Raw genomic sequence first — 25,234 nt, 5'->3', positions numbered from 1 at the left:
CCAGGAGCGACAGGGCCATCGCGAGCGACTCAGGCGAGGTCCCGGCGGCGGATGCGTTCCAGCTCGGCTCCGATACCGATGTCGGCCACGACGACCCGGCCCGCGTAGCCGGACGCGGGGTGGGTGAGCAGCCCCGCCTTGCACCCGCCGAAGGTCACCGTGAGATCGGCCGGCAGAACCGTGGGGTCGGGCACGCTCCCATCGTCGACGCCGATACCGCTGGGCAGGTCCACGGCGACGACCAGAGGCGGTTGTTCTCCGGAGCGCACCGGAAGAATCGCCGCGACGACGCTCCGGGCCGTACCCCGCAACGCGGGCGCGACGCTGGTACCGGTGCCCAGGATGCCATCGAGGATCAGGTCGGCTGCAGCAGCGAGTCCGGCGATGACCTCGGCGGGCTCGTCGGTGGGCCGCAGGTCGGCGCCCTGCGCGAGAGCCGCTTCGAGCGCCTCCCGGTGCAGGTGCTCGCTCGTCGGCAGGACGCACAGGAGCGCGCCCCGGTGCGCCAGACGTTCCGCGGCGTAGAGCGCATCCGCACCGTTGTTTCCCGATCCGGCCAGAACCAGCACCCGGGCGCCCGCCACTCCCCCGCGCCGCGCCTCCAGGAGGACGCCCGCCTCGTGCGCCAGGGCCTGGGCCGCCCGCTGCATCAGCGGCACGCCGCGCTCGAGGAACGGGACCTCGGCCTCGCGCACCTGGGCGGCCGTGTACGTCTGCGGTGGATTGTTCGGCACGCGGCCACCTTACGCCGCACCGGCCAGCCGGCCCAGGCTCGCTCCCTCGGCGCAGGTTGACTCTCGCGGCGCAGGTTCGGTGTCGCGGCTCGCGATAGTGCTCGCGGCAGGTGAAAATGCACCAGTTTTCACACGCAGCGAAACACTGCACACGCAGCGACACCGATACCCCGCCGTGAGGCCACACCGCCGATCCGTCACACCCAGCATCCGGTCAGACTCAGCTATACCCCATGGGGTATCCTGAGGACTTCAGGGAAGCTAATCCAGCCACCCTCAACCTGATCCAAGGAGACCCCATGTGCCGAGCCGTGACCTGCCGAACCTGCGGAAAGACAACCTGGGCCGGCTGCGGCCAGCACGTCGACCAGGTCATGCGCGGCGTGCCCCGCGCCGACCGGTGCGCCGGGCACAAGAACGAGCCCACACCGGGCGGCGGCTTCTTCTCGCGGCTGTTCTCCGGCCGCTGACACCACCGCCCAGACCCGCATCCCCCGGCGGAGCGTCCGGGAGTCCTACGCTGGGTCCATGGATGCCTCCAGACCGACAGCGCTGCAGCCGATACTCACACTCACCGTCAATCCAGCCCTCGACGTCAGTACCTCGACGCCGAAGGTGGTCGGTGAGCACAAGCTGCGCTGCGGGCGCTCCCGGCTGGATCCAGGTGGCGGGGGCATCAACGTCTCCCGCGTCATCCAGAGGCTCGGCGGGCAGACCCTCGCGATCTACGCCGCCGGCGGACCCACCGGTGACGCCTACCGCAGGCTGATCGAGGCAGAGGGCATCCCCACCCTGGTCGTTCCTATCGCCGGCAGCACTCGTGAGAGCTTCACGGTCGACGAGACGGCAACGGGCAAGCAGTTCCGCTTCGTGCTGCAGGGCCCCGAACTCACCGAGCGCGAATGGCGCGCCTGCCTCGCCCGGGTGGCAGAGTCCATCCCCCAGCACGGCTATGTCGTGGCAAGCGGAAGCTTGCCACCGGGGGTGCCCGACGATTTCTACGCCCGGGTGGCACGCCTGGCCCGCGAGCACGAGGCGCGGTGCATAGTGGATGCGTCGGGCGACGCCCTGGCAGAAGCCCTCACCGAGGGCGTCTTCCTGGTCAAGCCCAGCGCCCGTGAGCTCGGGGAACTGCTCGGGCAATCGCTCGACAGCGAGCAGAGCCAGATCGACGCGGCGAGCACGCTGGTGGATCGCGGCGCGGCCGAGCATGTCGCGCTCACCCTCGGCGGTGCCGGAGCGGTACTCGCCTCCTCCGGTGAGGTCCTGCGCCTGCCGGTCCCCCGGGTCGTGGTGCAGAGCACCGTGGGAGCCGGGGACAGCTTCCTCGGAGCCTTCGTCCTGCGCATCGCCCAGGGCCTGGACACTCGGGCGGCGTTCCGCGCCGCGGTGGCCGCCGGCAGCGCCACCGCCATGACGCCGGCCACCGAGCTCTGCCACCGCGTCGACATGGAACGACTGGAGGCCGAACTCGCCCTGATTCCGGCCTGAGCCGAAGTTAGGCTGGTTCTCATGAAGCTGACCAAGATCGACCCGCCCGGTCGGAGCTTTTCGCGCTGGCTCACCAACGACGAGGTGGGCCAGGTGCTGGCCGCGAGCCGCGGCTGGCGACTGGGTGGCGACGGCAGTGTCGTCGCCGGCACCCTACGAAAGTCCACCATCGCCCCCTCACTGGCTGCCCTCGGCGCCGCAGCGGCGGCCAACCGCTGGATCAGCCGTCCGGCCGTGGCCGGCAGCGACGGCAGTGGGCCGACCCACATCATGTGGGGCGTCTTCGACGCACGAACGGATGCCGAAGTGGCAAGCCTCGTGGCCGCCGCAGGCTGAGCGCGATTCAAGCCCTCTTGATCGAGTGCTCATTGACCGGGTGATCAATATAGGCTGGACACTTCGAGTTCGACCCGTCCCCCCATGAAAGCCGCCCCATGAGCAGCCGTACCGCACCCAAGACCCACCCACACACTCAGCTACCGACCTGGTCCCGGGTTCTCCGGGCGACCTTCCGGATCATGCTCGGCGTCTTCCTCCTCCTGGCCGGGATCAGCCACCTCACCGTGAACCGGGAGGCCTTCCTCGCCCAGGTGCCCACCTGGTTGCCGCTGGACGGCGACTTCGTCGTCCTCGCATCCGGTGTCGTCGAGATCGTTCTTGGCGGTGCCCTGGTCGCCGTGGGCCGGTACCGGGTCTACGTCGGCTGGATCGTCGCCGCGTTCTTCGTCGCGATCTTCCCCGGCAACATCTCCCAGCTGGTCACCCACACCGACTCGTTCGGGCTGGACACCGATCTCCAGCGCACCATCCGACTGCTCTTCCAGCCGGTGCTGGTGCTCTGGGCCCTGTGGTCCACGGGCGCCTGGCGGGCCTGGCGCGGCTATCTCGCCCAGAAACGTGCCGAGCAGCGTGCCGAGCAGGGCGCCGCGCCGCGCTCAGGGACGATCGGCTGACCGATGGGTGGACCCAAGCGGCCCGAGCAGGAACGCGTCGACGAGATTCTCGCGACCACGTACGGGATCGCCTTGGCCGACGGCCTCGATGCGGTCACGGCCCGGCGGGTCGCCACGGCCGCGGGCATCTCCCCCGGCTTGGTCTTCTTCCATTTCCAGTCGAAGGACGGCCTGCTCCTGGCGCTGCTCGACGTGCTGCTGGACGGCACGCTCGACGCCCTGACCGCTCCCGGCCTGGCCGCCCTGGCGCCGTGGGACCGCCTCGAACGGATGGTGCGGGGCGAGCTCGAACGCCTCGCCGAGTACCACGCCGGCGTGGAGTTGCTCTTCGCGTTCTACTTCTCCCGCCGCGACGACCTCTTCCGCAGCCGCATCGAGGGTTCGTTCGGCCGGTACCTGGAGGCCTTCCTGCCGGTCTGCCGCGAGGTCGCCGCCACGGGCAGCGGCCAGGACGGCATCCACGGATCGGCGTCGGGCAGCGGCGGGGGTGGCATGCAGGGTCGGGCGACGGGCGACGACCTTGCCGCCACCATCGTCGCGCTCATCCAGGGCGCCTCAATCCAGGCGATCCGCGCGCCGGCCGCCTTCGACCCCGAGGCGCTCCTCGCCACCATCCAAGCGCTCCGACCCCATTGAGCCTGACGAGCCGGCCCCGCACACAACACCCGCACGGGTGACTTGCCAGTTCAAGCCCCTTCGTGCGTGTCGAGTGGGCTCCAAGTGGCAAGTCAGCAGGGTCTGCACGGGTGACTTGCCAGTTCAAGCCCCTTCGTGCGCGCTGAAGGGGCCCCAAGTGGCAAGTCAGAACGTTCGCGGTCGCGTGGGTCAGGCTAGGTCGGCGAGTCCGGCCGGCAGCGGGCCGTCGCTCACCAGGTACAACCGCTGGGTGGCTCGGGTCATCGCCACATAGAGGGCCCCTGCGCCGCGTTCGGATGCGGCCACCACACCCGCAGGGTCGACCACCACCACGGCGTCGAACTCCAGCCCCTTGGAGTCCTGCGGCGTGAGCAGCGCCACGTCGCGCAGCAAGCCGAGCGCTCCCCGGCCGACGATGTCGCCGAACTCCGCCTCCAGCTCCGCGGCGAGGGCCTCGAAGTGCTCCTCCACCACGATGACCGCGACGGTGCCGCCCACGCCCAGCGCGCGTTCGCGGCGCACGGCGTCGAGCGCATCCGTGAGCACCTCGACGGGCCAGTCGCTGGCCCGCACCGTGCGGGATGCGGTGATCGGCAAACCGTGCGCCACCGCCATCTTCTCGGCAGCCTCGGCGATCTGGCTGGGCGTGCGGTAGTTCACCGTGAGTTCCTCCAGTCGCCACCGGTCGGCCTCGAAGGAGGCCTCCAGCACGGGCGCGAGGGCCTCCCTCCAGCTGTCGGCCGCCGCCGCGGCGGCGGCCTGGGCGATGTCGCCGACGATGGTGAACGAGCGGCGCGGGCCGCGGCGCATGAGCAGCCGCCACTGCATCGGCGAGAGTTCCTGCGCCTCGTCGACGATCACATGCCCGTAGGTCCAGCTGCGGTCCAGCGCGGCGCGCTCGGCCGTCGTGGCCCGGTCGCCGAGCTCGGCGAAGTTGTCGGCGAGGGCCTTCGCGTTCACGAGTCCCTTGACGTCCATGTTCTTGATGGCCAGCTCGGCGTTCTCGATGTCGCGCTTGCGCTGTTCCTTGGCCTCGCGCTTCTGAGCGGCGTCGACGGCGCTGTACTCGCCGAGGTGCTCGGCCGCCTCGTCGAGCAGCGGGATGTCGGCGATCGTGAACTCGGCGTCCCGGGTGCGGTAGAGCAGGGCGCGCTGGGCCGCCCGCCAGCGCGGGGTCAGCTCCTCAAGCCACTGCGGCCGGGCGTAGAGGTCCTGCACCAGCTTTTGCGGGGTCAGCGGAAGCCAGGCCGTGTTCAGCGCCACCCGCACGTCGTCGGCCAGGCGCAGGTCTTCGCGCAGCATGGGCAGATCGGTGTCGTCCATCGACCGACCCTGCTTCTGCAGCTGCTCGAGCCATTCCCGGGCCAGCGAGTTGAGGGCGTGTTTGACGAAGACCACACGGGCCTCGTTGTGCGGCTTGCCGCCCACGCGGGCCCGGTGGATGGCGGACTCGATCAGCTGGGGCTTGAGTAGCAGCGTGTCGCCGTTCACGAGGAGCTTCTGGGTGCCGGCCGGCACCTTCTGCCGGCTCTTCACGGCGCGCGCGATGAGGTCGGCCATGAACGTCTGGCCCTTGAGCGCGGCGACGGCCGGCGCATCCTCGTGGCTGGCCTCGACCCCGGGGAACAGCTGGCCCACCGAGGCGAGCACCACACCGGTCTCGCCGAGCGACGGCAGCACCGCCTCGATGTACTGCAGGAACGAGGTGGATGGGCCCACGATGAGCACTCCGGCGTTCTGCAGCCGGTCGCGGTGCGTGTAGAGCAGATAGGCGGCGCGGTGCAGGGCCACGGCGGTCTTTCCGGTGCCGGGCCCGCCCTGGACGACGAGCACGCCGTTCAGCCCCGAGCGGATGATGCGGTCTTGCTCGGCCTGGATCGTCGAGACGATGTCATTCATGTGGCCGGTGCGCTGGGCCGTGAGCGCCGAGAGGAGCGCCCCTTCGCCCTGGTGGAGACCGGCGGTATCGCCCTCGAGCAGCGCTGCATCCAGGATCTCGTCTTCGATGCGGATAATGCTGCGGCCGCTGGAGAGCAGGTGCCGGCGGGACCGGGCGCCCAGCGGAGTGGCGGCGGTGGCTTGGTAGAAGGCGCTGGCCTGCGGCACCCGCCAGTCGAGCAGGATCGGCTGCAGGTTCTCGTCCCGCAGGCCCACCCGGCCGATGTATCGGTACACGGGGATGCCGTCGTCGTCCTCCGGGGCGGTCTCCAGGCGGCCAAACGCGAGCCGGTCGTCCACCTCGCGCAGCTGCACGATGCGGTCTTCGTAGGTGCGGGCGAAGGTGTCGCGCTCAGACCTGGACTGGTGGTTGCCCCCGACGTCGAGCATCCGCACGGCCTTCAGCTGGTCCTCGGCCTCGCGCTGCAACGCGTCGAGGCGCGCGTACAGCGTGGCGACATAGTCCTGTTCGCGCGCAAGCTCCTGATCGACCACTCAAACACCCCTCAAATCAAACGACCAGTTTAGCCGCTGGCGGTGCGAGTGGGTTTCGTCCCCCGATCGGGAGACGGTCGAGACCGAGTCCGTCATGCGGCCGAAATGTGACCGGCATAGAAGCTCCCTACATTTGGAGAACCGGATTCCGTAACTAGTCGCGGAAAGAGCCCGAATCAAAGGGGTAGTAAATGAGTGGAAATGCCATGCGCCTGCAGGCGATCAGGGACGTCGAGGCCTATGTGCCTCCGGCCGTCAGCTTCACCGACACCGAAACGCCCGGCCAGATCTTCGGCGAGAACGTGTTCAGCAGCGTCGTCATGCAGAAGCGGCTACCGAAACTGATCTACAAGTCGGTCATGGCCACGATCGAACACGGCGCCATGCTCGACCCCCTGGTGGCGGATGCCGTCGCCAGCGCCATGAAGGACTGGGCGATGGAGAAGGGCGCGTCGCACTACGCGCACGTGTTCTACCCGTTGACCGGCCTCACGGCCGAGAAGCACGACAGCTTCCTCGAACCGGTCGGCGACGGCACGGCCCTGGCGGAGTTCGCGGGCAAGACTCTGGTGCAGGGCGAACCCGATGCATCCAGCTTCCCTAACGGGGGCCTCCGCAACACCTTCGAAGCCCGCGGCTACACCGGCTGGGATGTCACCAGCCCCGCCTACGTGCTGGAGAACCCGAACGGCAACACCCTGTGCATCCCCACGGTGTTCGTCTCGATGACCGGAGAGGCCCTCGACCACAAGACCCCGCTGCTGCGATCGCAGCAGGCGATGGGCGAGCACGCCGAACGCATCCTGCGACTGTTCGGCCACGACAAGCCAGCGAAGGTCGTCTCGTTCTGCGGTCCTGAGCAGGAGTACTTCCTGGTGGACCGGCACTTCTTCCTGGCCCGTCCCGACCTGCTGAACTCCGGTCGCACCCTGTTCGGCGCCAAGCCGCCCAAGGGCCAGGAGTTCGACGACCACTACTTCGGCGCCATCCCCGAGCGGGTGCTCGGCTTCATGATGGACACCGAGCGGGAGCTGTTCAAGCTCGGCATCCCCGCCAAGACCCGGCACAACGAGGTAGCGCCCGGCCAGTTCGAGATCGCCCCGATGTTCGAACGCGGTAACATCGCGGCCGACCACCAGCAGCTGCTGATGACGACGTTCAAGGCCATCGCCAAGAAGCACGGCATGGAGTGCCTGTTCCACGAGAAGCCGTTCCAGGGCGTCAACGGGTCGGGCAAGCACGTCAACTTCTCGCTCGGCAACAACCAGCTGGGCAGCCTGCTCGTTCCCGGCGACACCCCGCACGACAACGCCCAGTTCCTGGTCTTTTGCGCTGCGGTCATCCGGGCCGTGCACAAGTACGCGGGCCTCCTGCGGGTTTCCGTAGCCTCAGCCACCAACGACCACCGGCTCGGCGCCAACGAGGCCCCGCCGGCGATCATCTCGATCTTCCTCGGCGACCAGCTGGCGGATGTCTTCGAACAGATCAAGAACGGCGCCGCCACCTCCTCCAAGGGCAAGGGCAGCATGATCATCGGCGTCGACACCCTCCCGGTGCTGCCGACCGATCCCGGCGACCGCAACCGCACCAGCCCGTTCGCGTTCACCGGTAACCGGTTCGAGTTCCGCGCTCCGGGCTCGATGCAGACCGTGAGCGGCCCGATGGTCACCATCAACACGATCATGGCCGAGTCGCTGGACTACATCGCCACCGACCTCGAGGCGGCCGTGGCCGCGGGCACCGACTTCGACGAGGCCGTGCAGTCGCTGCTCACGCAGATCATCACCGATCACGGCGCCGTCGTGTTCAACGGTGACGGCTACTCGGATGCCTGGCCGATCGAGGCCGAGAAGCGGGGACTTGCGAACCTGCGCACCACGCTCGACGCCCTGCCCGAGCTCATCACCGAGCCGGCCATGGATCTGTTCGAGAAGTACAAGGTCTTCAACCACCGGGAGATGCACAGCCGGTACGAGATCGGCCTGGAGCAGTACGCACTCACGATCGGTGTGGAAGCCCGCCTCACCCTGGAAATGGGCACCACGCAGATCCTCCCCGCGGCCGTGCGGTACCAGACCGAGCTGGCCGTCAACGTCGGGGCGCTCTCGGCCGCGGGAGTGGACGCCGACACCGCGCCGCTCCTCGCCGTGACCGGCCCGGTCGGCGAGCTGCGGAAGGCCCTGGCCGGCCTGAAGGCCGCGCTGGATGCCGAGACCGGACATGAGGCGCTGGCCGAGGCCGAGCACGCCCGGGATGCGCTGCTGCCGGCCATGGCCGCCGTGCGCACGGCCGCGGACGCGCTCGAGGACCTCGTCGCGGACGACCTGTGGCCGCTGCCGACCTACCAGGAGATGCTCTTCATCCTGTAGCCCTCGACGGAGCGCACGACAGAGCCCCAGCCGGATCCCATCTGGGTTCCGGCTGGGGCTCCTGTGTGTCGCCGTTTAGGCGGCCAGCGGCATCCGGGCCGGCTCGGCCGCCACCGTGAGGGCGCTGTCCTTCACGCTCACCGCGACGATGCCGCCGTCCCCGAGGGCCGAGGCCACCAGCAGGTCGGCGATCCGGTCGTCGACCTCGCGCTGGATCACCCGGCGGAGTGGACGGGCGCCGTATTCGGGCTCGTAACCGTGCTCGGCGATCCAGTCGATCGCCTCGTCGGTCACCGTGAGGGTGTGGCCCTGGGCCTGCACCCGGCTCTCGGTCTGGCTGAGCAGGAGCCGCACGATGCGGCGCAGCTGGGTCTGTTCGAGCTTGCGGAACAGCACGACCTCGTCGATCCGGTTGAGGAACTCAGGCCGCATGGCCTCACGAAGCTTGGCCATCACCCGGTCACGCAACGCCTTCTCCGAACCGAAGCCGTTGCCGGCACCGTCCAGATCGGCGGTGAAGCCGAGCGCGCCGCTGCGGCTAGCCAGTACCTCGGAGCCGATGTTCGACGTCATGATCACCACGGTGTTGCGGAAGTCCACCGTGCGACCCTGACCATCGGTGAGCCGGCCGTCGTCGAGCACCTGCAGGAGCAGGTTGAACACGTCGGGGTGCGCCTTCTCGATCTCGTCGAGTAGCACCACCGAGTAGGGGTTGCGCCGGACGTGTTCGGTGAGCTGACCGGCCTCGTCGTAACCGACGTAGCCGGGAGGGGCGCCGACCAGACGACTCACGGTGTGACGCTCGCTGAACTCGCTCATATCGAAGCGCAGCATGGCCTTCTCGTCGCCGAAGAGCGACTCGGCCAGTGACTTGGCCAGTTCGGTCTTGCCCACCCCGGTCGGGCCGAGGAAGAGGAAGCTGCCGACCGGACGGTTCGCATCGCCCATGCCGGTGCGGTTGCGCCGAACGGCCTTGGCGATCACGGTCACGGCGTCGTCCTGCCCGATGACCCGCTCGTGCAGGTCATCCTCGAGCCGGGCCAGGCGCTCCCGGTCACCCGCAGTGAGGCGGCTGGCCGGAATGCCGGTGGCCCGGGCGATGATCGCCGCGATCTCGGCCTCGTCCACCACGGCCGACGGACCGGAGTCCTCGCCACCCTGGCTGACGACGGCCGCGTCGATGGTCGCCGCGATCGTCTCGGCCTCGTCGCGCAAGCGGGAAGCCTCCTCGTACTGCTCGGCAGCGACCGCGTCGACCTTCGCCGACTCGAGTGCCGCCTGCTTCTCGCGCAGCCCGTCGACATCCACGCGGGAGCCGAGGGCCAGGCGAGCCCGGGCGCCGGCCTGGTCGATCAGATCGATGGCCTTGTCCGGCAGGAACCGGTCCGGGATGTACCGGGCGCTCATCTCCACGGCGGCGCGGATGGCGGCATCCGTGTAGCGCACCGAGTGGTGCTCGGCGTAACGCTCCTGCAGGCCGGCAAGGATCTGCACGGCATCCTCGATGCCGGGCTCCCCCACCCGCACGGGCTGGAAGCGTCGTTCGAGGGCCGGGTCCTTCTCGACCTTGCGGTACTCGTTCAGAGTGGTGGCACCAACGACGTGCAGCTCACCGCGCGCCAGGCGGGGCTTGAGGATGTTGCCGGCGTCCATGCCGCCCTCGCCGGAGCCGCCGGCGCCCACGACGGTGTGCAGCTCGTCGAGGAAGACGATGATCTCGTCGCTATGAAGGCTGATCTCGTCCATGGTCTTGGTGAGACGTTCCTCGAAGTCGCCGCGGTAGCGGGTTCCGGCCAGCATGGCGGGCAGGTCGAGCGCGATGACCCGCTTGCCGCGCAACTGCTCGGGCACGAGGCCGTCGACGATGGCCTGCGCCAGGCCCTCGACCACCGCGGTCTTGCCCACCCCGGCCTCGCCGATCAGCACCGGGTTGTTCTTGGTGCGCCGGGAGAGGATCTCGACGGTCTGCTCGATCTCGTCGCTGCGGCCGATCACCGGGTCGAGCTTGCCGGAGCGGGCGCGCTCGGTCAGGTCGACGCCGTAGGTGTCGAGCATCGGGGTGTCGGAGGTGCCGTCACCGACCGGGTTGCCGGCTGCGGCCTGGGCCTCGTCGGCCTCGGCCTGTTGGGCTCCGGCCTGCAGGGACTCGGCGGTGACGCCGGCGGCGGCCAGCACCTGGGCGGCCGGGGCATCCTGGTTCACCACGAAGGCGAAGAACAGGTGCTCGGGGTCGATGTAGGTGGAGCCGAAGGCGCGGGCGACCTGGTGGGCGTCGAGCAGGGCGCGCTGGGCCGATGGAGTGAGCGCGGGCGCCGAGGTGGCCTGCTGGTCGCTGGACTCGGGCAGGCGCTCTTCGGCGCCGGCCGCGATGGCCGCGGGGTCGCCGCCGGCGCGGCGGATCGCCGACGCGGCGGGCTCCTGCTCCACCATGACGCGCAGCAGGTGCAGGGCGTCGACGTGGGCGTGGCCGTGGTCGACGGCGAACTGCGCGGCCTGCACGAGAAGTTCGTGGGTGCGCCGGCTGAGCAGTCGGGTGATCTCAATGGGCCTACCGGACTGCGCGGAGCGCTGGCCCTGCAGGTAGCGGGCCAGGAATTCGTCGAAGGAACCGTTCTCGGATCCGGCCGGGCCGAAGTATGTAGGCAAAACAACCTCCTGGAAGTCAAAACGAGGAGGGATCCCGAAAGTTGAGCGCCCTCGACTCAAGTCAACGCCTGGGGTCATTTTTCATTCCCATCCGAAGCTGGGACTCCCCTGAGTCCGTCCGAAATCGCCGACCGCGACGGTCGAGCCCCTCGACGGCGGTCGAGCTTCTCGAGGTCGAGTGAGACGGTCCGCGCTCGCGCCCACCTCGTCGGTCGAGCCCGTCGAGACCCCGTGAGAGGATCTGCGCTCGCGCCCACCTCGTCGGTCGAGCCCGTCGAGACCCGGTGAGCGTCGTCGCCAACACGTTCGACTCACGGGATCTCGACAAGCTCGATCAACGTATTGGTCACGACCAACGAATGGGGTGCGACCAGCGGATGGGTCGCGACCGGCGGCCGGGCTAGGAGGTGAGATCGGCGCACTCCGGGGCCGCCCGGAATGCCTGGCCGAGGGTGCTCGACGTGTCGTTGATGGCCGTGGTGACGGTCTGCACGGTGCCGGCGACACTGTTGAGCGCGTCTCCGGTGTCGCCGACCACTGTGGCCAACGCGTCTACCAGGGCTGCCCCCGTCGTGCCCTGCACCTGGCTGGCGCTCGCCTCCAAGGTCTTCAGAGACTGGTCGACGTTGTCGATCGAGTCCTGCACGGCGAGCAGTTCCGGATCGTCGCCCAGATTCTCCGGCGGCGACTTCACGGTGTCGACCAGGTCCGTGGCCGATGCCGAGACTGTGTCCATCTGCTTCGAGATGGCCGTTCCCACCGAATCCCCACCGGTAGCCGCGGCGGCGGCCAGGCCCTGGACATCCGTCTTGAGCGTGGTGATGTCGCCGCAGACCGTGCCCGCCCAGGTCACCTGGGCCGCGGTCGGCGGGGAGGCGGTCGGCGGGGAGGCCGTGGACCCGGCCGCGGCAGTCGGCGAACCTGTCGCCGTCGGGCTCGGCGACGCGGAATCGCCGCCGGCAGTGCAGCCGGTGAGAAGCACCAGCAGCACCACGAACACGATGGGCTTGGTCACGGGGTGCTCCTCACTCGGTTGTCGGTCACTGACTACTGAGTGTCGTCTTCGCTTCCCAGCTCGATGTCCAGGTCGAGGGCTTCCGCGATCTTGCGCGCCGAGGACATCAGTCGCGGCGTGCCCACGATGGGAGCCACGGCGACGAGAACATCCTGGACGTCATCGACCGTCAGTCCTACCTCCGCGGCCGGTCCCACGTGGAGGAGGTACGAGGCGACGGGCGCGTCGACCGCCGCGAGGGCGGCGATCCTGGCGATCATCAGGGTGCGTGGGTCGAGCTCGGTGCGGGCCAGCGACACCGCGTTGATCTCGGTCGCCGCATCGAGCACCGGGGTTGTTCCTCTAGCCATGGGTAGCACTCCAATTCCCGGGCATCGCCCCGCTGTCGTCGATTCCTTCCGATGTCGGAGTCGCGCTGTCGGGTTCAACTCTCTCGCCCCGCAAACGCACGTCATCCGGCCTGTCGCCCCAGACGGTAGCAACCTATGTCGCCTGGGCCGATAGCCGGGCCGTGGAATCCTCCGAAACGGATGACACCGGATGGGCGCCGGCCGGAACCGGGATCAGCCGCGCTCGATCTCCCGGGCCAGTGAATCCAGCTCGGCGCCGCCGGCCATCAACCGGGTGAGTTCTTCGATGGTGATGCCGGCCTTGTCGAATTCGCCCAGGCTCGCGCCGCGGTTGAGCACCAGGAACCGGTCGCCGACCGGGTAGGCGTGGTGGGGGTTGTGGGTGACGAACACGACTCCGAGACCGTTGTCGCGGGCCCGTGCGACGTAGCGCAGCACGACCCCGGCCTGCTTGACGCCGAGCGCGGAGGTGGGTTCGTCGAGGATGACGACCCTGGCGCCGAAGTGAATGGCTCGGGCGATCGCCACCGACTGCCGCTCGCCCCCGGAGAGGGTGCCGATGGGTTGGTCGACGTCACGCAGGTCGATGCCCATCCGGCCCAGTTGCTCCAGGGTGATCGCCCGCATCTCGGCGACCCTGAGCCGGGAGAACGGCCCCACGCCGGCGCTCAGCTCAGCACCGAGGAAGAAATTGCGCCAGACCGGCATTAGAGGCACGATCGCCAGGTCCTGGTAGACGGTGGCGATCCCGGCGTCGAGGGCCTGCCGCGGGCCGGCAAAGCGCACAGTGGTTCCGTCGAGGAGAAGTTCGCCCGAGGAATGCGGGTGTACTCCGGCGAGGATCTTGAGCAGCGTCGACTTGCCTGCGCCGTTGTCGCCCAGGACACAGAGCACCTCGCCCGCCGCCACCGAGGTGGAGATGTCGCTGAGCGCGATGACCGAGCCGTAAACCTTGCCCACCCCGCGCACCTGCAGGATGGCCGTCTCCGCGGCGCTCATTCGCGCACCCCGGCCTGGCGGCGGACCGAGAGGTTGACCAGCACGGCGAGCAGAAGCATCCCGCCCAGGAAGGCCTTGAGCCAGTTGTTGTCCCACTGGGCGAAGACGATGCCCTGCAGGATCATGCCGTAGATGAGCGCGCCCAGCGCCGCACCGACGGCGGACCCGTAGCCGCCCGTGAGCCGGCAGCCGCCCACGACGGCGCAGATGATGTACACGAACTCCTGGCCGATGCCCGTGGTGGCCTGCACGGTCGCCACGTCGAAGAGCGAGAGCATGCCGACGAGCCAGCCGGCCGCGGCCGTGCCCATGAACAGGCCGATCCGGGTGCGCCGCACGGGAACGCCGGTCTGCACGGCGCTCTGCAACGCCCCACCGATGGCGAAGATCCAGTTGCCGTAGCGGGTGCGGAGCAGGATCCAGCTGGCGACGAGGGTGAGGCCGAGCCACCAGAAGACCGACACCTTGAGGTTCAGCCCGGCCACCGGGATCGTCGACCCGAAGATCGCCTTGCCGGCGTCGAAGCCGGGCACCGCGCTCATACCCTGGATGGCGACCTGGCCGGTCACAAGCTTGGTGCCGGCGAGGTTGATGCCCTGCAGGATGAAGAAGGTGCCGAGCGTAACGATGAAGCTCGGGATGCCGGTGCGAACAACGAGGAACCCGTTGAAGGCGCCCACCGCGAGGGCGATCAGCAGGGCGAGCACCATGGCCAGCCAGAGATTCATCCCCCACTGGGTGGTGAAGGCACCCACGAGCAGTCCTGTGGTGCCGGTCATGGCACCGGCGGACAGGTCGAACTCGCCGCCGATCATGAGCATCGCCACGGCGACGGCCATGATGCCGAACAGCGACGCCGAGTAGAGCCAGGTAGCAGCGCCGGCCGGGGTGAGGAACGACGTCGTGGCCAGGGAGAAGTAGCCGAAGATCGCCGCGGCGGCGACCAGCGCGCCCATCTCGGGGCGGCGCAGCAGGCGCACCACGGGGTGCGTCGCGGCGACCCTCTCGTCCCGGCGGGGTGGCGCGGCCAGCTGCGTCATCGCGTGCCGTTGCCGGCGAACTCGGCCACCTGGTCGGCGTTCTCCTGGGTCACGAAGCCCGGCCCGGAGTAGACCGGCAGGTTGCCGCCGACCACGTTGCCGTTCGTGTAGAACAGTTCGAAGAAGCTCACCGGCAGGTACCCCTGCAGGTAGGGCTGCTGATCGACGGCGAAGAGGATGCTGCCGTCGCTGATCAGCCCGGTGACATCGGCGGAGACATCGAACGTGCCGATCTGGGCGTCGCTGCCGGCCTCGGACACGGCCTGCGCCGCGGCGACTCCCACCGCGGAGTTGAGGGTGAGCACACCGTCGATGCTGGGATCGGCCAGCAGGGCGCTCTTGATGGTGTTCTGGGCATCCGCCACGTTGGCGATGTCGACCTGGAGGTTGCTCATGCTGCCGTCGAGGGTATCCGCGGCTCCGCGGCACCGGTCCTCGAGTCCGGCGTTGCCGGCCTCGTGGATGACGCAGATGACCTTGCCGGCGCCGGCCTCGGTGAGTTTGGTGCCCGCCCCCTGCCCGGCCAGGTATTCGCTCTGCCCGACGTGGGTGAGAGCGCCGACCGACGCGGACTCCTCGGCGCCGGAGTTGATGGTGATCACCGGGATGTCGGCTGCGGCGGCGTCCGCGAGGGCGCCCCGCAGGCCGTCCGGGTTGGCCATCGACACGATGATGCCGTCGACCTGGGCAGCGATGGCCGTTTCGATCAGTTGGCTCTGCTTCTGCACATCGGGGTCGCCCTGATAGGTGATCGTGGCCCCGTAGAGCGAGCCGGCTGCCTCGGCGCCGGACTTCACGACATCCCAGAACGCGTCGCCCGGGACGGAGTGCACGACGAGGGCATAGGTGCGGTCGGATGCGCCGGCGGCGGTACCGGCCGCCCCCGCGGACGCGATCGGCTGCCCGGTGCAGGCGGCGAGACCGGTGACGGTGAGCAGGGCGAGGGCGGCAGCAGCGCCGGAGCGGGCCCAGCGGGCAGGGATTCTCGACACGGTGCTTTCGTCCTTCGGTGTGGGCTGGCGGTGCGGGCTGGCGGTGCGGTCTACCGGAGTGTTCCCTGGGGAGAGTCCGGGCGTGTGCGTTGAGGGGCGACGTTTCGGGGCGCAGTCCACTTTAGGCCGCGGGCGACGCAGGTCACAGCCGGGGCGTCAAGCCTGACGGGCGGTCTGCTCCAGACCGGCCCGATAATCCGCCCACCACGCCGGGCTGCCCGACGGCAGGTTGTCATTGAGGGACCGCAGCCCGGCCGCCCCGTCGATCAGCTCACGCACGATGTCGGCATGACCGGCGTGCCGGTGAGTCTCGCTGATCAGATGCACCAGGATGCGATGCAGCGTCACCGTGTTGCGCTCGGCCGGCCACCACGCCACCCGGCCGGTTCCGTTCAGCGGCACGTCGGCGATGGTGGCGTCGGAGTGCGCCCACACCCGCCGGTACAGATCCACCAGGCCGTCCCGCGTTTCGTCGAGGGTGGCCCACATGTCGGCGTTGTCCTCGGCGCCGTCCTCCATCCACGGCATCGGCTCGGGGAACGGCCGGCCGAAGGTCGAGCCGAGGTACCCGGCCTCCACGCCGGCCATGTGCTTCACCAGGCCCAGCAGGTTGGTGCCGGTCGGCACCAGGGGCCGGCGCATGTCGTAGGGGCTGAGCCCGTCGAGCTTGAAGACCAGGGCCTCCCTGGCCTCCTGGAGATAACGGCGCAGGTCTCCGGCGTCAGCGTCTTCGGTCATGCGCTCCAGCCTTCCAGATCACCGCGCTGCGCGACAGTCCGGGCGAACGGCCAGGGAGAATAGAACCATGAGTGCAGCGGGCGAGTTCGTGGACGCCACTCTGCAACGCGAGAGCTCCTGGGAACGCGCGGAGGCCGACCGGTCCCGCTTGGGCGGGACTCTGGCCTTCTACGGCGCATCCGTCGGCGCGGTCCGCGGCACGGTGCGCGACGCCGGCCGGCGCTACCCCGCTCTCGACCACGACGACATCACGGCCCTGAGCAGCGAGCTCTGGGCCCTGCCTGTGTTCGAGCGACGCCTCGCGGCCGTCGTGCTCCTGCAAACCCATGTGCGGATGCTGCGCGCCTCCGACCTCACCCGCATCGAGGGGTTCCTGCGACAGGCTCAGCTGAGCGCCCTGGTGGATCCGCTGGCGATCGATGTCGTGCGCCCCCTGGTGACCGCGCTCACCGAGCCGACGCGTGGGCGGGCCGACGTGGTGCTCGACCGCTGGGCTCAGGATCCCAGCGACGGCCTGCGCCGGGCGGCTCGGCTCGCCTCCTCGACAGGCTAGGGCGTCACCACCAACTTGCCTCGCACACTGCCGTCCGTGAGCCTGGCCAGGGCTGTGGCGGCGTCCGCGAGCGGATAGACGGTGTCGATGACCGGGGTGACCGCCCTGCTCTCGATGAGACCCGCCAGGGTGTGCAGGTCGCGGTGCCGCACCGTCGCGGCGAGGCCGGTGAGTTTCTGGGAAACAAACGGCGAGAGCAGCAAGGCCCGGAGGGAGCGTTCGAAGCCACCGGTCAGCCGGCCGCCGCCCTCACCTCCCACGATGACGAGTGTGCCGCTCGGCGCGAGCAAACGACGCAGGGCGATGACCGACCGGTTGCCCCCGGTGTCGAGCACGAGGTCGTACCGCTCGCCAGATCTGGTGATGTCCATGCGAGCGTAGTCCACGACCACATCCGCCCCCAACGAGCGCACAAAATCGGCCTTGGCGGCGCTGCAGACGCCCGTCACCTGGGCGGACCAGGCGTGCGCGAGCTGCACAGCGTAGCCGCCGACAGCCCCGGATGCGCCGATCACCAGTACCCGCACCCCCGGGCCGGCGTCACGAACCGACGCCAGACCCTGCAGCGCCGTGACAGCGGAGACCGGCACCGCGGCCGCCTGCTCGACGGTCACCCCGGCCGGCCGGTGTGCCAGTGTGCCCTCACGGGCCACGGCGTATTCGGCCAGAGACCCGTCGCACACCCCGAAGACCTCGTCACCGGGCTGGAACCGGGTGACGTTGACCCCGACTGCCGCGACAGTTCCGGCGACATCTGTGCCCCGGACGCGTCGCCTGGGCCTCCGAAATCCCGTGGCCAGGCGCACCATCTCGGGCAGACCCGTCATCAGATGCCAGTCGCCGATGTTGACGCTGGCGGCCCGCACCTCGATGAGCACGTCGTCGTCGCCGGGCGTCGGCCGATCGATCCGGTCCAAGCGGAGAACGTCGGACGAGCCGTACCGATCCTGCACAAGGGCTCTCATGGGCGTCCTTTCGGATGCTGGCGGTGCGGGGCGGATGGGCGGCACGGCCGTGCCGCCGGTGTCGATTGAACACCCGCGTGACCGGAACCGCCACGCCGAGAGTCGTCTACGTCCTGGCCGAGATCTGCTGCAACGCCCAACTGTTGCCGTGCGGGTCGCTGAAGTAGGCGTAGCGGATGCCGCCGAGGTCGCTGACGTCCGACACGTCCACGCCGTTTCGACGCAGCGTGGCACGAACGGCGTCGACATCGTTGACGACCAGGTGCAGGTTCAGCACCGGAGCGGCATCCGGGGCACTGATGCCCACCCCGATCACGATGGAGCAAGCCGACCCCGGCGGTGTCAGCTGCACCACGCGCATCCCGTTGCCGGGTGACACATCGTGATCGAGGTGGAACCCCACCTGGTCGACGTAGAACGCCAGGCTGCGGTCAACGTCACTCGCCGGCAACGGCACCAATTCCAGTCGCATCTCCATAGTGGTCCCATCTTGGCACCCAGGAGGTCAGGAGTGGCCCAGCAGCCAGTCCAGAACGGCAGGGCACTCGTCGAGGATCGAGATGTGGCCGTCGTCCGGGTACTCCCAGAATTCGGCCTGGGTGCAGGTGCGGGCCAGCCACGCTCCGTGGGCGGGCGGAACCACCCGGTCACGGCCGCCCTGCACGATCAGCACGGGCACCGCCACAGCGGCCGGATCGAATCCCCACGGCCTCACGAACGCCAGGTCGTCGTCGATGACGCCATCCGGGCCCGCCGCCGACGCCTCCCCCACATCGTGGCCCAATGAGGCCCAGGCCCCGGCCAGCGTGGCGTAGTCACGTTCCACGAAGCTGGCCGGGTCGAACTTCGCCGTGGCTTCATAGTGCTCTCGGGAGGCGCGACCGGCCAGCGCCGACCGCAGAGCGCCGTCAGACGCCATCCCGGCGAAGAAGTCCAGGTCCTCGGTGTCGAGGGGCGCGAGGGAGGCCAGGCAGGCGGCGGCGATCACGCGGTCGGGCAGCAGTGCCGCGCAGGCCAGGGCGTGCGGGCCGCCGCCCGAGGCTCCCATCACCGCGAACCGGTCGAGGCCGAGGGCGTCGGCGATGGCCGCCACATCCGTCGCCGCGGAGGCGACCGAGCGGCCGGGCCTGGGCGTCGACCCGCCGTAGCTGGGCCGGCCGTATGAGACCAGGCGGATGTCCCGCGGGGCGGCAGCCGTCAGCAGCGGAGCGAGCAGCGCTCCGGTCTGCGGCGAACCGTGCAGCCACAGCACCGTGAGGCGGGGCCGGGCCCCGTCGCGGCCGGGGCTATCGATGGTGTCGTGCACCCTGATCACATGCCCATCGGGCAGTCGCAGATCGTGCACGGACACCATCGGGCCAGCGTAAGCCGGATTCCCCCGCCCGACCAGAGCGGCGCCTCAGCCGAGCGCCGGTTCCGCCTCCCGCGACTGCGCCTGGGCCTCGGCCGGCTCGGGCGACATCGACTCGGGCGACATCAGCGGGGTGATGTAGGAGAAGCCGGTGGCGCTGTTCTTGGTCATGGAGAGCACCAGGTCCATGTACGGCTCGAGCGCGGTGACCTTATCCAGCGGAGAGCCCACGATCAGCTGGAACCCGAGGCCCTTCCACGCTGCGACGGCCCGGCCGGCGAACTCGGAGTCGGACTTCACGAACCCCTCGTCGAGGAACACGGGCGCGAACCTCGGCCGGGTGCGGCTCTCGTCGCCGAGCTGGAACCGCAGGGCTGCTCCGACCACGAAGGCCACGAGTTCCTGCGATTCGCCACCGCTCTTGCCGCCGAGGGAGGAGTACGTGCTCACCTCGACGCCGTCCGGCGTGGTGCGCACCGCGGTGATCTCCACGTGCCGGCGCACGTCCAACAGCAGGTCACGGTCGGACTCGCCCTTCATGGCCGCACGGCCCCCGCGCGCCCCGCACCTGCGCCGTCGAGGTCGTCTGGCCGGCGGATCAGGTTCATGAACGCCTGCAGCCGGGTGAACCGGCTCTCGGTCTGTTCGTCGGTGAATTCCTCGGTCGACCCGGACGAGAGCAGCTTGAGTTCCTTGCGGAACGCCGTGGCGTCGTCGCGGTGCAGACGGCGCAGTGAGATCTGCAGCCGGTCCCGACCGGCGCCGAACGGCAGGGTCGTGAGGATCTCGTTGATGGGCCGCAGGCGGTCCTCGATCTCCTCGATCGACGTGGTGAACGCACCGACGAGCGGCACCAGGTCCTGGCCGCTCCACGCGGAGAGGCGACGCTTCCACTCTTGCCGGCGCTCGTAGAGGCCCAGTGTGTACACGGCGTCGAGGATGTCGTTGTAGCTGGAGTACGACTCCATCCCCACGCCGATGTTCGGGTCGGGCCACCGGCTCTGGAAGGTTTCGAAGATCCCGATCAGGGTGTCCCTGGCGTTGCGGGCGGTCTCGCGGTCCTGGCTCGACTGCTCGGTGAGACGCTCGCGTAAGCGCTTCACCCCGCCGGCGAAGCTGGCGAGATCGGCGCTGTCGACGCCGAACGCGAACTGCGCGTCCAGGTGGGCGGAGTGCTCATCGGTCAGGGTGACGGTCTCGTCGGCCTGGATGCGCTCGAGCCGCACGTTGACGAGGTCCTGGCGGTCCACGATCGCGGCGTGCTCGTCACCCAGTTCGGCGGCTGCCCGCTCGGTCTGGTGCTTGCGCTTCTGGGTGTCCTCAAGCTCGCTCGACAGGCGCGCCTCCTCATCCTGCAGCCCGCGCAAGACGTCGCTGCCGGCGAGCAGGCGTTCTCGCTCGGCTTCCTTGGCACCGATCCGGGCCTGGGCCCCGGCCACGTCGATGGCCGCCCAGGCGGTGTCGATCAGGTGCTGATGGGCATCCTTCAACCGGCGGAGCGCCATGATGCGGCCCGCCATGCCGGAGGCCTGCTGGGCCAGGTCGTCGGCGCGCTCCTTGAGCGCGGCCAGTTCGTCGGTGATCTCGGACAGGCGCACCCCGCTGGAGAAGCCGATGATGGAGCGCTGGTCCTTGTTCCAGCCGTGCGCGCCGCGCTTGCCATTGCGGATCTGCCCGCTCTGGGTGACCCGGGAACCGTCCCCGGCCAGCTCGGCCGGTCCGGCCACGCAGAGCGCGTCGATGGCGGGAGCCTGCACGCGGTCCTGCACCCAGCGGCTGAACGGCGAGTCCTTGAAGACGAGTTTGCCGGAGACGTACCGGGGGTCGGGTCGCACCTCCTGGTGCGGGTGCAGGGCGACGCCCTCGAAGTGGATGCGCACCGGGATGTGCAGCGGGTCGATGGCCTCACCGAGCGCGCGCAGTCGGGTCTCGTCGACGAGCAGCACCCGCACGACCGATGAGAGGGTGACCTCGGCGGCCTGGCGCCAGGCGTCTTCCCCGGGCGCGATGTCGATGAGCTCGGCCACGAACGGCAGTTCGTCTGCCGGGATGCCCGCGGCCTCGGCGATCATCAGGCGGGCGTTGTGCAGGTGCTGCGGCACCAGGCTGGCGCGGCCGGTGAGAAAGCCGTGCTCCTGCTTGAGGGTGCGGATCTTCTCTTCGATCGGGTACGCGGTGCGCTGCAGGCCCACCCTCTCGAGGTCGAGTTCCTGCTCGGTCGCGCCGAAGCCGGCCACGAACTCCTCGGCGCGCAGCTGGGCGGCGACGAAATCGTCGGCCGAATCGATGGTCGTGTCGACCAGGCTGATCCGGTCGTCGAACCGGGCCCGTTCAGCGGCCACGTCGTCGCGACGGGCAGTGAGCACGTCGAGTTCGTTCTGCAGGCCGGCGAGGACGTCGCCGCCGTTGTCGCGCTGCTGGTGTTGCAGGTCGGCAACCCGGCCCTTCAGCTCGGTTTCGGCGTCCCGGGCGGCGCTGAAGGCAGCCTGGTTCTCGCGCCGGCGGGCGCGGTTGGTGTCGGCGGCGGCGTCGAGCAGGCCGTGCTCGGTGAGCAGCTGCCAGAGCACGAACGGGGTGTCGCCCTCACGGTGGACCCCGAACCGGTCGATCAGGTCGGCCTTCTCGGTGGCGGACTCATAGTCCCGGTGCAGCTCGGGCAGGCGCTCGAGCACCTTGGCTTTCTGCGCCTCGGTGACCATGGCGCCGTAGGAACGCTCCAGGTCTTCGAAGTGGTCGACGGCCTTGTCCGCCGCGGCGTAGGTGGCGGGCTCTTCGAGCACCATCGACTTGTAGAGGCCGTCGACGGTCTTCACTTGCTGGCCGGCCTGGATGCGGGCGAGCAGGCGCAGGGCCTTGCCACCCTCGCCGTTCGCGCCGATGCCGAGCCGGGTATAGAGGGTCTGCGAGAACGCGGCGTAGGTGTCGAACACGTCGAGGTCGCTGAACCGGTTCTTCAGGGCGCGCTTGTCGAAGCGGGCCTCGGTGACGTCGGCGAGGTCGCGCAGGTCGAGCCGGCCATCGCGGGTGGCCATCTTCATGGTGACGTCGGCGAACTTCGTGGCGCCGCGCGGCACGAAGTAGGCCCGCAGCACGGTGAAGCGGCGCTTGTTGTCGTCGATGAAGGTCATCGCCACGGCGCCCCAGGTGGCTTCGTCGGCGCCGCGGAGAACCTGGTCGTGCATTTGGCCGGTGTCGGCCTCCCGCGTTGAGTCGGTCTTGCCGCGCAGGTACGTCATCAGGTTGCGCTGGTCGACGCTGCGGGCCCGGCCGGAACCGGCGTCGTTGGAGGCGCCGTTGAAGGGGGTGTCCGAAGGCATCATCAAGGCCAGGTAGGCGTCGAGCAAGCTGGACTTTCCGGTTCCGGAGGCGCCGGACACCAGGGTGGCCGATGCGGCGAAGTCGATGGTGTGGTGGCCCTGGAAGCCACCCCAGTTGACCATCTGGAAGGACTCGGCGCGCCACTGGGTGGTTCCCTCGGTGGCGCCGTCCATGTGGAAGAGCGGGGAATCGGTCATGAGACGGCCTCCAGGTCGGGGTCGGCAGCGGCGGATTCGGTGGGTTCGGCAGGTTCGCCGGATGCAGCGGAGGAAGCGGATGCGGCGGGCTCGAAGGCCTGGATGGTGTCCGTTTCGAGCTCGTCGGCGTGAGCCGTGCCGGCGGCGGGCAGTTCCCGGCCGTTCTGTTCGACCAACCATTCCCACAGTTCGCCGAGCCGTTCGATGGGCAGAAGCACCTCGATCACGGCCGAGATGCGGAAGCGGTCGGGGTCGCTGGTCTTCAGCAGCACCCGGGCCTTGGCCAGGCTGTCCACGGCAGCGGCGGCCCGGCGGGTGTCGCCGAACCGGTCCGTGGCGTGCTCGGGCCGGAAGTGCGCCACGTTGTCGACCAGGTTCTCCCGGTCGACGATGACGATATCGACGCCGCTGGCACGTTCGCTGCGGAAACGCTGGCGCAGCAGCACCAGCAGGATGGTCTCCTCGCGGGTGTACGCCACGTCGTGCAGCAGAGTCGGGAACCTGTCGCCGCCCTCCCCCACGGCCTGGCGTTTGAAGGCCACCTCGTAGTGCAGGTCCACGTGCAGGTCGAGGAACAGGTCGTTCAGCCGCGACTTGAGCAGGGACTGGGAGGCGAGCAGGGTGCGCCATTCGGCGGGCTGCAGCGCAGCGGAGATGTAGCGATGCTTGAGCAGCAGCACGAGAGTGCGGCGCTGCTCCACCGCGAGGCCGCCCTCGTCGCCCTCGAAGAGCGAGAAGCTCTCGGATCCGTCCTCATCGGCCGGGGAGTGCATGGTGCGGTCCCCCGTCGGCTCTGCCATGTCGTCCTGCTTGGTCGGCTCGGTCACGTCGGTCACGTCGTCAGTCATGATCAGGTCCATAGTTCAGGGCGGCCAGGGCCGCGGTGGCGTCGTCGGTGAGCGTGATCCGGGGAACTCGGAAGGTGCGCCGGGTGCCGTCGGGACGCACGGTTTCGAAGTCCTCGGTCAGCGCATCCGCGGCATCGGTGTGCCGCACGGCGTCGACCTGGGTGGCGATCTGCATCAGCCCCAGGATCTCGACCGGCCGGCGCATTTCCGGCTCCAGGCTGTTGAAGGCCTCACCCACGGAAGCCGCACCCCGGTCGGTGAACGCGGTCACCATGGCGTCGCGCAGTTCCTCGAGCAGCGGGCCGCCCTGGGTGCGCATGGCGTCCAGGCTCGGCGGTTCGGGAGCGAACGCCGACACGTCCTCGAGGGGCGGCGGCGCCTTGTGCGCGCCGGGGTCGTAGAAGCGTTCGCGTAGGTGCTCGAGTTCGAGGGTGCCCGGCATGAGTTCGGCCGTCACCGTCGACCGAGGGCCGGCGGTCTGCATCCACACGGCGAGTTCCTTGTTGATCTCGCGCAGTAGGCGCTCCAGTTCGCGGTCCTTGACCACGTCGTGGTTCACGATGTGCTCGCGCAGCGTCGTGGTCAGGCCGTTGCGCTGCGTGAGCACGTCGTCGACGCCCTTGCGGATGAGGCTCACGGTTCCCATGAAGCTGCGCCGGTCCGCGGCGCTCAGTTCGAGCGCGAACGGGTGCAGCAGGATCGACTCGAGGTCGTTCTTGAGTTCGGAGAGCAGGTCGTCGTTGCGCAGCAGCACGAAGGCGCCCTCGAACGCGCGTCCCTCAGCGGTCGACGACATCAGCGCATCCGTCTTGGACAGGTACTCGTCGAGGACCTCGCTGATCGGGCGTTCCTCCGCGCGGAAGTCGTTGACGATCTGCCGGTGCATGCCGGCGACGGATTCCTCGACACGCTTGAAGTCGCTGGGCAGCTGGGTGATCAGGTCGATGAGGTTGGCGTAGCCCTCGTGCATCTGGTCGTTCGATGCCGCGGCGATCTCGCCGCCGGCGGCCAAGCGGTCCCGTTCGGCGGCCTTCTCAGCGATCTCCAGATCGAGCCGGCGGATGCGTTCGTCACGGTCGGGGTTGGCCTGGGTGGCGCGGTGGCGCACGGTGTCGACGATGGTGGTGAGGCGGGATTCGCTGATCAGCGCCCGGTCGCGGGAGAGCCCGTCGACCAGGAGCAGGGCCTCGAGGGCGTGCGAGGTAAGCGAGTACTGCTCTTCGTCGTCCTCGCCGGTCTCCCGGTAGAGCCATTGGTCGTTCATCCATTGCACGCAGAGCGCGCGGCCGTTCTTACCGGGCACCTCACTGCCGATGGAGCGGAGGTCGGCCAGGTAAGCGTCCACCTGGGTGTGCAGACGGTCGGCCTGCACGCTGCGGCGGTCGCGGCTGAACGAGGCCTTGAACACCGCGAGCACGAACGGCGCCCACTTGCGGTCGAGCAGGCGCAGGGTGGGCCGGTCGAAGGCTTCGCGCACCCTGGCCAATTCACCCGCAATGTCACTCACTCGCGCACGTTCCTTTCTCGACGACCCGCTCAGGGCCTCCTCAACCGTAGTCGCCCGAACGTCGCGCTCCGGGCGGCCGGGTGCAGGCTGTGCAGTACG

The 25,234-nt window shown here is 69.4% G+C and carries 23 protein-coding genes; 7 read left to right on the top strand and 16 right to left on the bottom strand.

Annotation, left to right across the window (positions count from 1 at the left end):
- Window positions 1-29: 29 nt before the first annotated feature.
- Window positions 30-734, bottom strand: a complete 705-nt coding sequence (locus KY500_RS05035; protein ID WP_255579805.1) for an NAD(P)H-hydrate epimerase — start codon at window positions 732-734, stop codon at window positions 30-32.
- 299 nt (window positions 735-1,033) lie between these two features.
- On the opposite strand from KY500_RS05035, the gene KY500_RS05030 reads away from it, so the two are divergent.
- From KY500_RS05030 to KY500_RS05010, 5 genes are all read left to right on the top strand, one after another.
- The gene (locus KY500_RS05030) at window positions 1,034-1,204 is read left to right on the top strand and encodes a hypothetical protein (RefSeq protein WP_219902595.1); all 171 of its coding nucleotides are present in this window, start codon (window positions 1,034-1,036) and stop codon (window positions 1,202-1,204) included.
- A 58-nt stretch (window positions 1,205-1,262) separates the two neighbouring features.
- Complete coding sequence (locus tag KY500_RS05025; RefSeq protein ID WP_219902594.1) at window positions 1,263-2,225, top strand: 1-phosphofructokinase family hexose kinase; 963 nt, start codon at window positions 1,263-1,265, stop codon at window positions 2,223-2,225.
- A 21-nt stretch (window positions 2,226-2,246) separates the two neighbouring features.
- Window positions 2,247-2,561: a hypothetical protein gene (locus KY500_RS05020; RefSeq protein ID WP_219902593.1), complete on the top strand. Its 315-nt coding sequence runs from the start codon at window positions 2,247-2,249 to the stop codon at window positions 2,559-2,561.
- A gap of 98 nt (window positions 2,562-2,659) precedes the next feature.
- Complete coding sequence (locus tag KY500_RS05015) at window positions 2,660-3,178, top strand: hypothetical protein (RefSeq protein ID WP_370626890.1); 519 nt, start codon at window positions 2,660-2,662, stop codon at window positions 3,176-3,178.
- 3 nt (window positions 3,179-3,181) lie between these two features.
- Window positions 3,182-3,814, top strand: a complete 633-nt coding sequence (locus tag KY500_RS05010) for a TetR/AcrR family transcriptional regulator (protein WP_219902592.1) — start codon at window positions 3,182-3,184, stop codon at window positions 3,812-3,814.
- A gap of 189 nt (window positions 3,815-4,003) precedes the next feature.
- Here the strand turns inward: KY500_RS05010 and KY500_RS05005 are convergent, their stop codons facing one another.
- A complete protein-coding gene (locus KY500_RS05005) occupies window positions 4,004-6,247 on the bottom strand; it encodes a UvrD-helicase domain-containing protein (RefSeq protein WP_219902591.1) in 2,244 nt (747 codons plus the stop codon).
- A 191-nt stretch (window positions 6,248-6,438) separates the two neighbouring features.
- Between KY500_RS05005 and KY500_RS05000 the strand changes: the two genes are divergently transcribed.
- Entirely contained in the window at window positions 6,439-8,616 is a 2,178-nt protein-coding gene (locus tag KY500_RS05000; protein WP_219902590.1) for a glutamine synthetase III, read from the top strand.
- Between the two features lie 75 nt (window positions 8,617-8,691).
- Here the strand turns inward: KY500_RS05000 and KY500_RS04995 are convergent, their stop codons facing one another.
- The 7 genes from KY500_RS04995 to KY500_RS04965 form a co-directional block, all read right to left on the bottom strand.
- A complete protein-coding gene (locus KY500_RS04995) occupies window positions 8,692-11,262 on the bottom strand; it encodes an ATP-dependent Clp protease ATP-binding subunit (RefSeq protein ID WP_219902589.1) in 2,571 nt (856 codons plus the stop codon).
- A gap of 400 nt (window positions 11,263-11,662) precedes the next feature.
- Entirely contained in the window at window positions 11,663-12,277 is a 615-nt protein-coding gene (locus KY500_RS04990; RefSeq protein ID WP_219902588.1) for a hypothetical protein, read from the bottom strand.
- 32 nt (window positions 12,278-12,309) lie between these two features.
- Window positions 12,310-12,627 carry a carboxymuconolactone decarboxylase family protein gene (locus tag KY500_RS04985; protein WP_219902587.1) on the bottom strand — a complete coding sequence of 106 codons (318 nt, stop codon included), beginning with the start codon at window positions 12,625-12,627 and terminating at the stop codon, window positions 12,310-12,312.
- Window positions 12,628-12,840: 213 nt separating this feature from the next.
- Entirely contained in the window at window positions 12,841-13,626 is a 786-nt protein-coding gene (locus KY500_RS04980; RefSeq protein WP_219902586.1) for an ATP-binding cassette domain-containing protein, read from the bottom strand.
- Window positions 13,623-14,666, bottom strand: coding sequence for an ABC transporter permease (locus KY500_RS04975; protein WP_219902585.1), 1,044 nt, complete (start codon window positions 14,664-14,666; stop codon window positions 13,623-13,625). Before KY500_RS04975 ends, KY500_RS04980 begins: the two co-directional genes overlap by 4 nt.
- Window positions 14,663-15,658, bottom strand: a complete 996-nt coding sequence (locus KY500_RS04970; protein ID WP_255579804.1) for a substrate-binding domain-containing protein — start codon at window positions 15,656-15,658, stop codon at window positions 14,663-14,665. The genes KY500_RS04975 and KY500_RS04970 overlap by 4 nt, the downstream gene beginning before the upstream one ends.
- 156 nt (window positions 15,659-15,814) lie before the next feature.
- Entirely contained in the window at window positions 15,815-16,396 is a 582-nt protein-coding gene (locus KY500_RS04965; protein WP_219902584.1) for a DinB family protein, read from the bottom strand.
- A 67-nt stretch (window positions 16,397-16,463) separates the two neighbouring features.
- On the opposite strand from KY500_RS04965, the gene KY500_RS04960 reads away from it, so the two are divergent.
- Window positions 16,464-16,949, top strand: a complete 486-nt coding sequence (locus KY500_RS04960) for a DNA alkylation repair protein (RefSeq protein WP_219902583.1) — start codon at window positions 16,464-16,466, stop codon at window positions 16,947-16,949.
- On the opposite strand, the gene KY500_RS04955 is transcribed toward KY500_RS04960, so the two are convergent.
- The 7 genes from KY500_RS04955 to KY500_RS04925 form a co-directional block, all read right to left on the bottom strand.
- Window positions 16,946-17,914: an NAD(P)-dependent alcohol dehydrogenase gene (locus tag KY500_RS04955; RefSeq protein WP_219902582.1), complete on the bottom strand. Its 969-nt coding sequence runs from the start codon at window positions 17,912-17,914 to the stop codon at window positions 16,946-16,948. The two genes, KY500_RS04960 and KY500_RS04955, sit on opposite strands and share 4 nt — an antisense overlap.
- Before the next feature lie 106 nt (window positions 17,915-18,020).
- On the bottom strand, window positions 18,021-18,386 hold the full coding sequence (locus tag KY500_RS04950; protein ID WP_370626887.1) for a VOC family protein: 366 nt from the start codon (window positions 18,384-18,386) through the stop codon (window positions 18,021-18,023).
- A gap of 33 nt (window positions 18,387-18,419) precedes the next feature.
- Window positions 18,420-19,268, bottom strand: coding sequence for an alpha/beta fold hydrolase (locus tag KY500_RS04945; RefSeq protein ID WP_219902580.1), 849 nt, complete (start codon window positions 19,266-19,268; stop codon window positions 18,420-18,422).
- Window positions 19,269-19,313: 45 nt separating this feature from the next.
- Window positions 19,314-19,805, bottom strand: a complete 492-nt coding sequence (locus KY500_RS04940) for an SbcC/MukB-like Walker B domain-containing protein (RefSeq protein WP_219902579.1) — start codon at window positions 19,803-19,805, stop codon at window positions 19,314-19,316.
- Window positions 19,802-22,780, bottom strand: a complete 2,979-nt coding sequence (locus KY500_RS04935; RefSeq protein ID WP_219902578.1) for an ATP-binding protein — start codon at window positions 22,778-22,780, stop codon at window positions 19,802-19,804. Before KY500_RS04935 ends, KY500_RS04940 begins: the two co-directional genes overlap by 4 nt.
- On the bottom strand, window positions 22,777-23,628 hold the full coding sequence (locus KY500_RS04930; protein WP_219902577.1) for a DUF4194 domain-containing protein: 852 nt from the start codon (window positions 23,626-23,628) through the stop codon (window positions 22,777-22,779). The genes KY500_RS04935 and KY500_RS04930 overlap by 4 nt, the downstream gene beginning before the upstream one ends.
- The gene (locus KY500_RS04925) at window positions 23,621-25,135 is read right to left on the bottom strand and encodes a DUF3375 domain-containing protein (RefSeq protein ID WP_219902576.1); all 1,515 of its coding nucleotides are present in this window, start codon (window positions 25,133-25,135) and stop codon (window positions 23,621-23,623) included. Before KY500_RS04925 ends, KY500_RS04930 begins: the two co-directional genes overlap by 8 nt.
- Window positions 25,136-25,234 lie beyond the last annotated feature (99 nt).

Origin of the sequence: Cryobacterium sp. PAMC25264, from assembly GCF_019443325.1 — a bacterium.
In the GTDB taxonomy this organism is placed as follows: Bacteria; Actinomycetota; Actinomycetes; order Actinomycetales; family Microbacteriaceae; genus Cryobacterium.
Note: the sequence above shows the minus strand (reverse complement) of the source record. Positions and strands in the feature narration are given on the sequence as shown.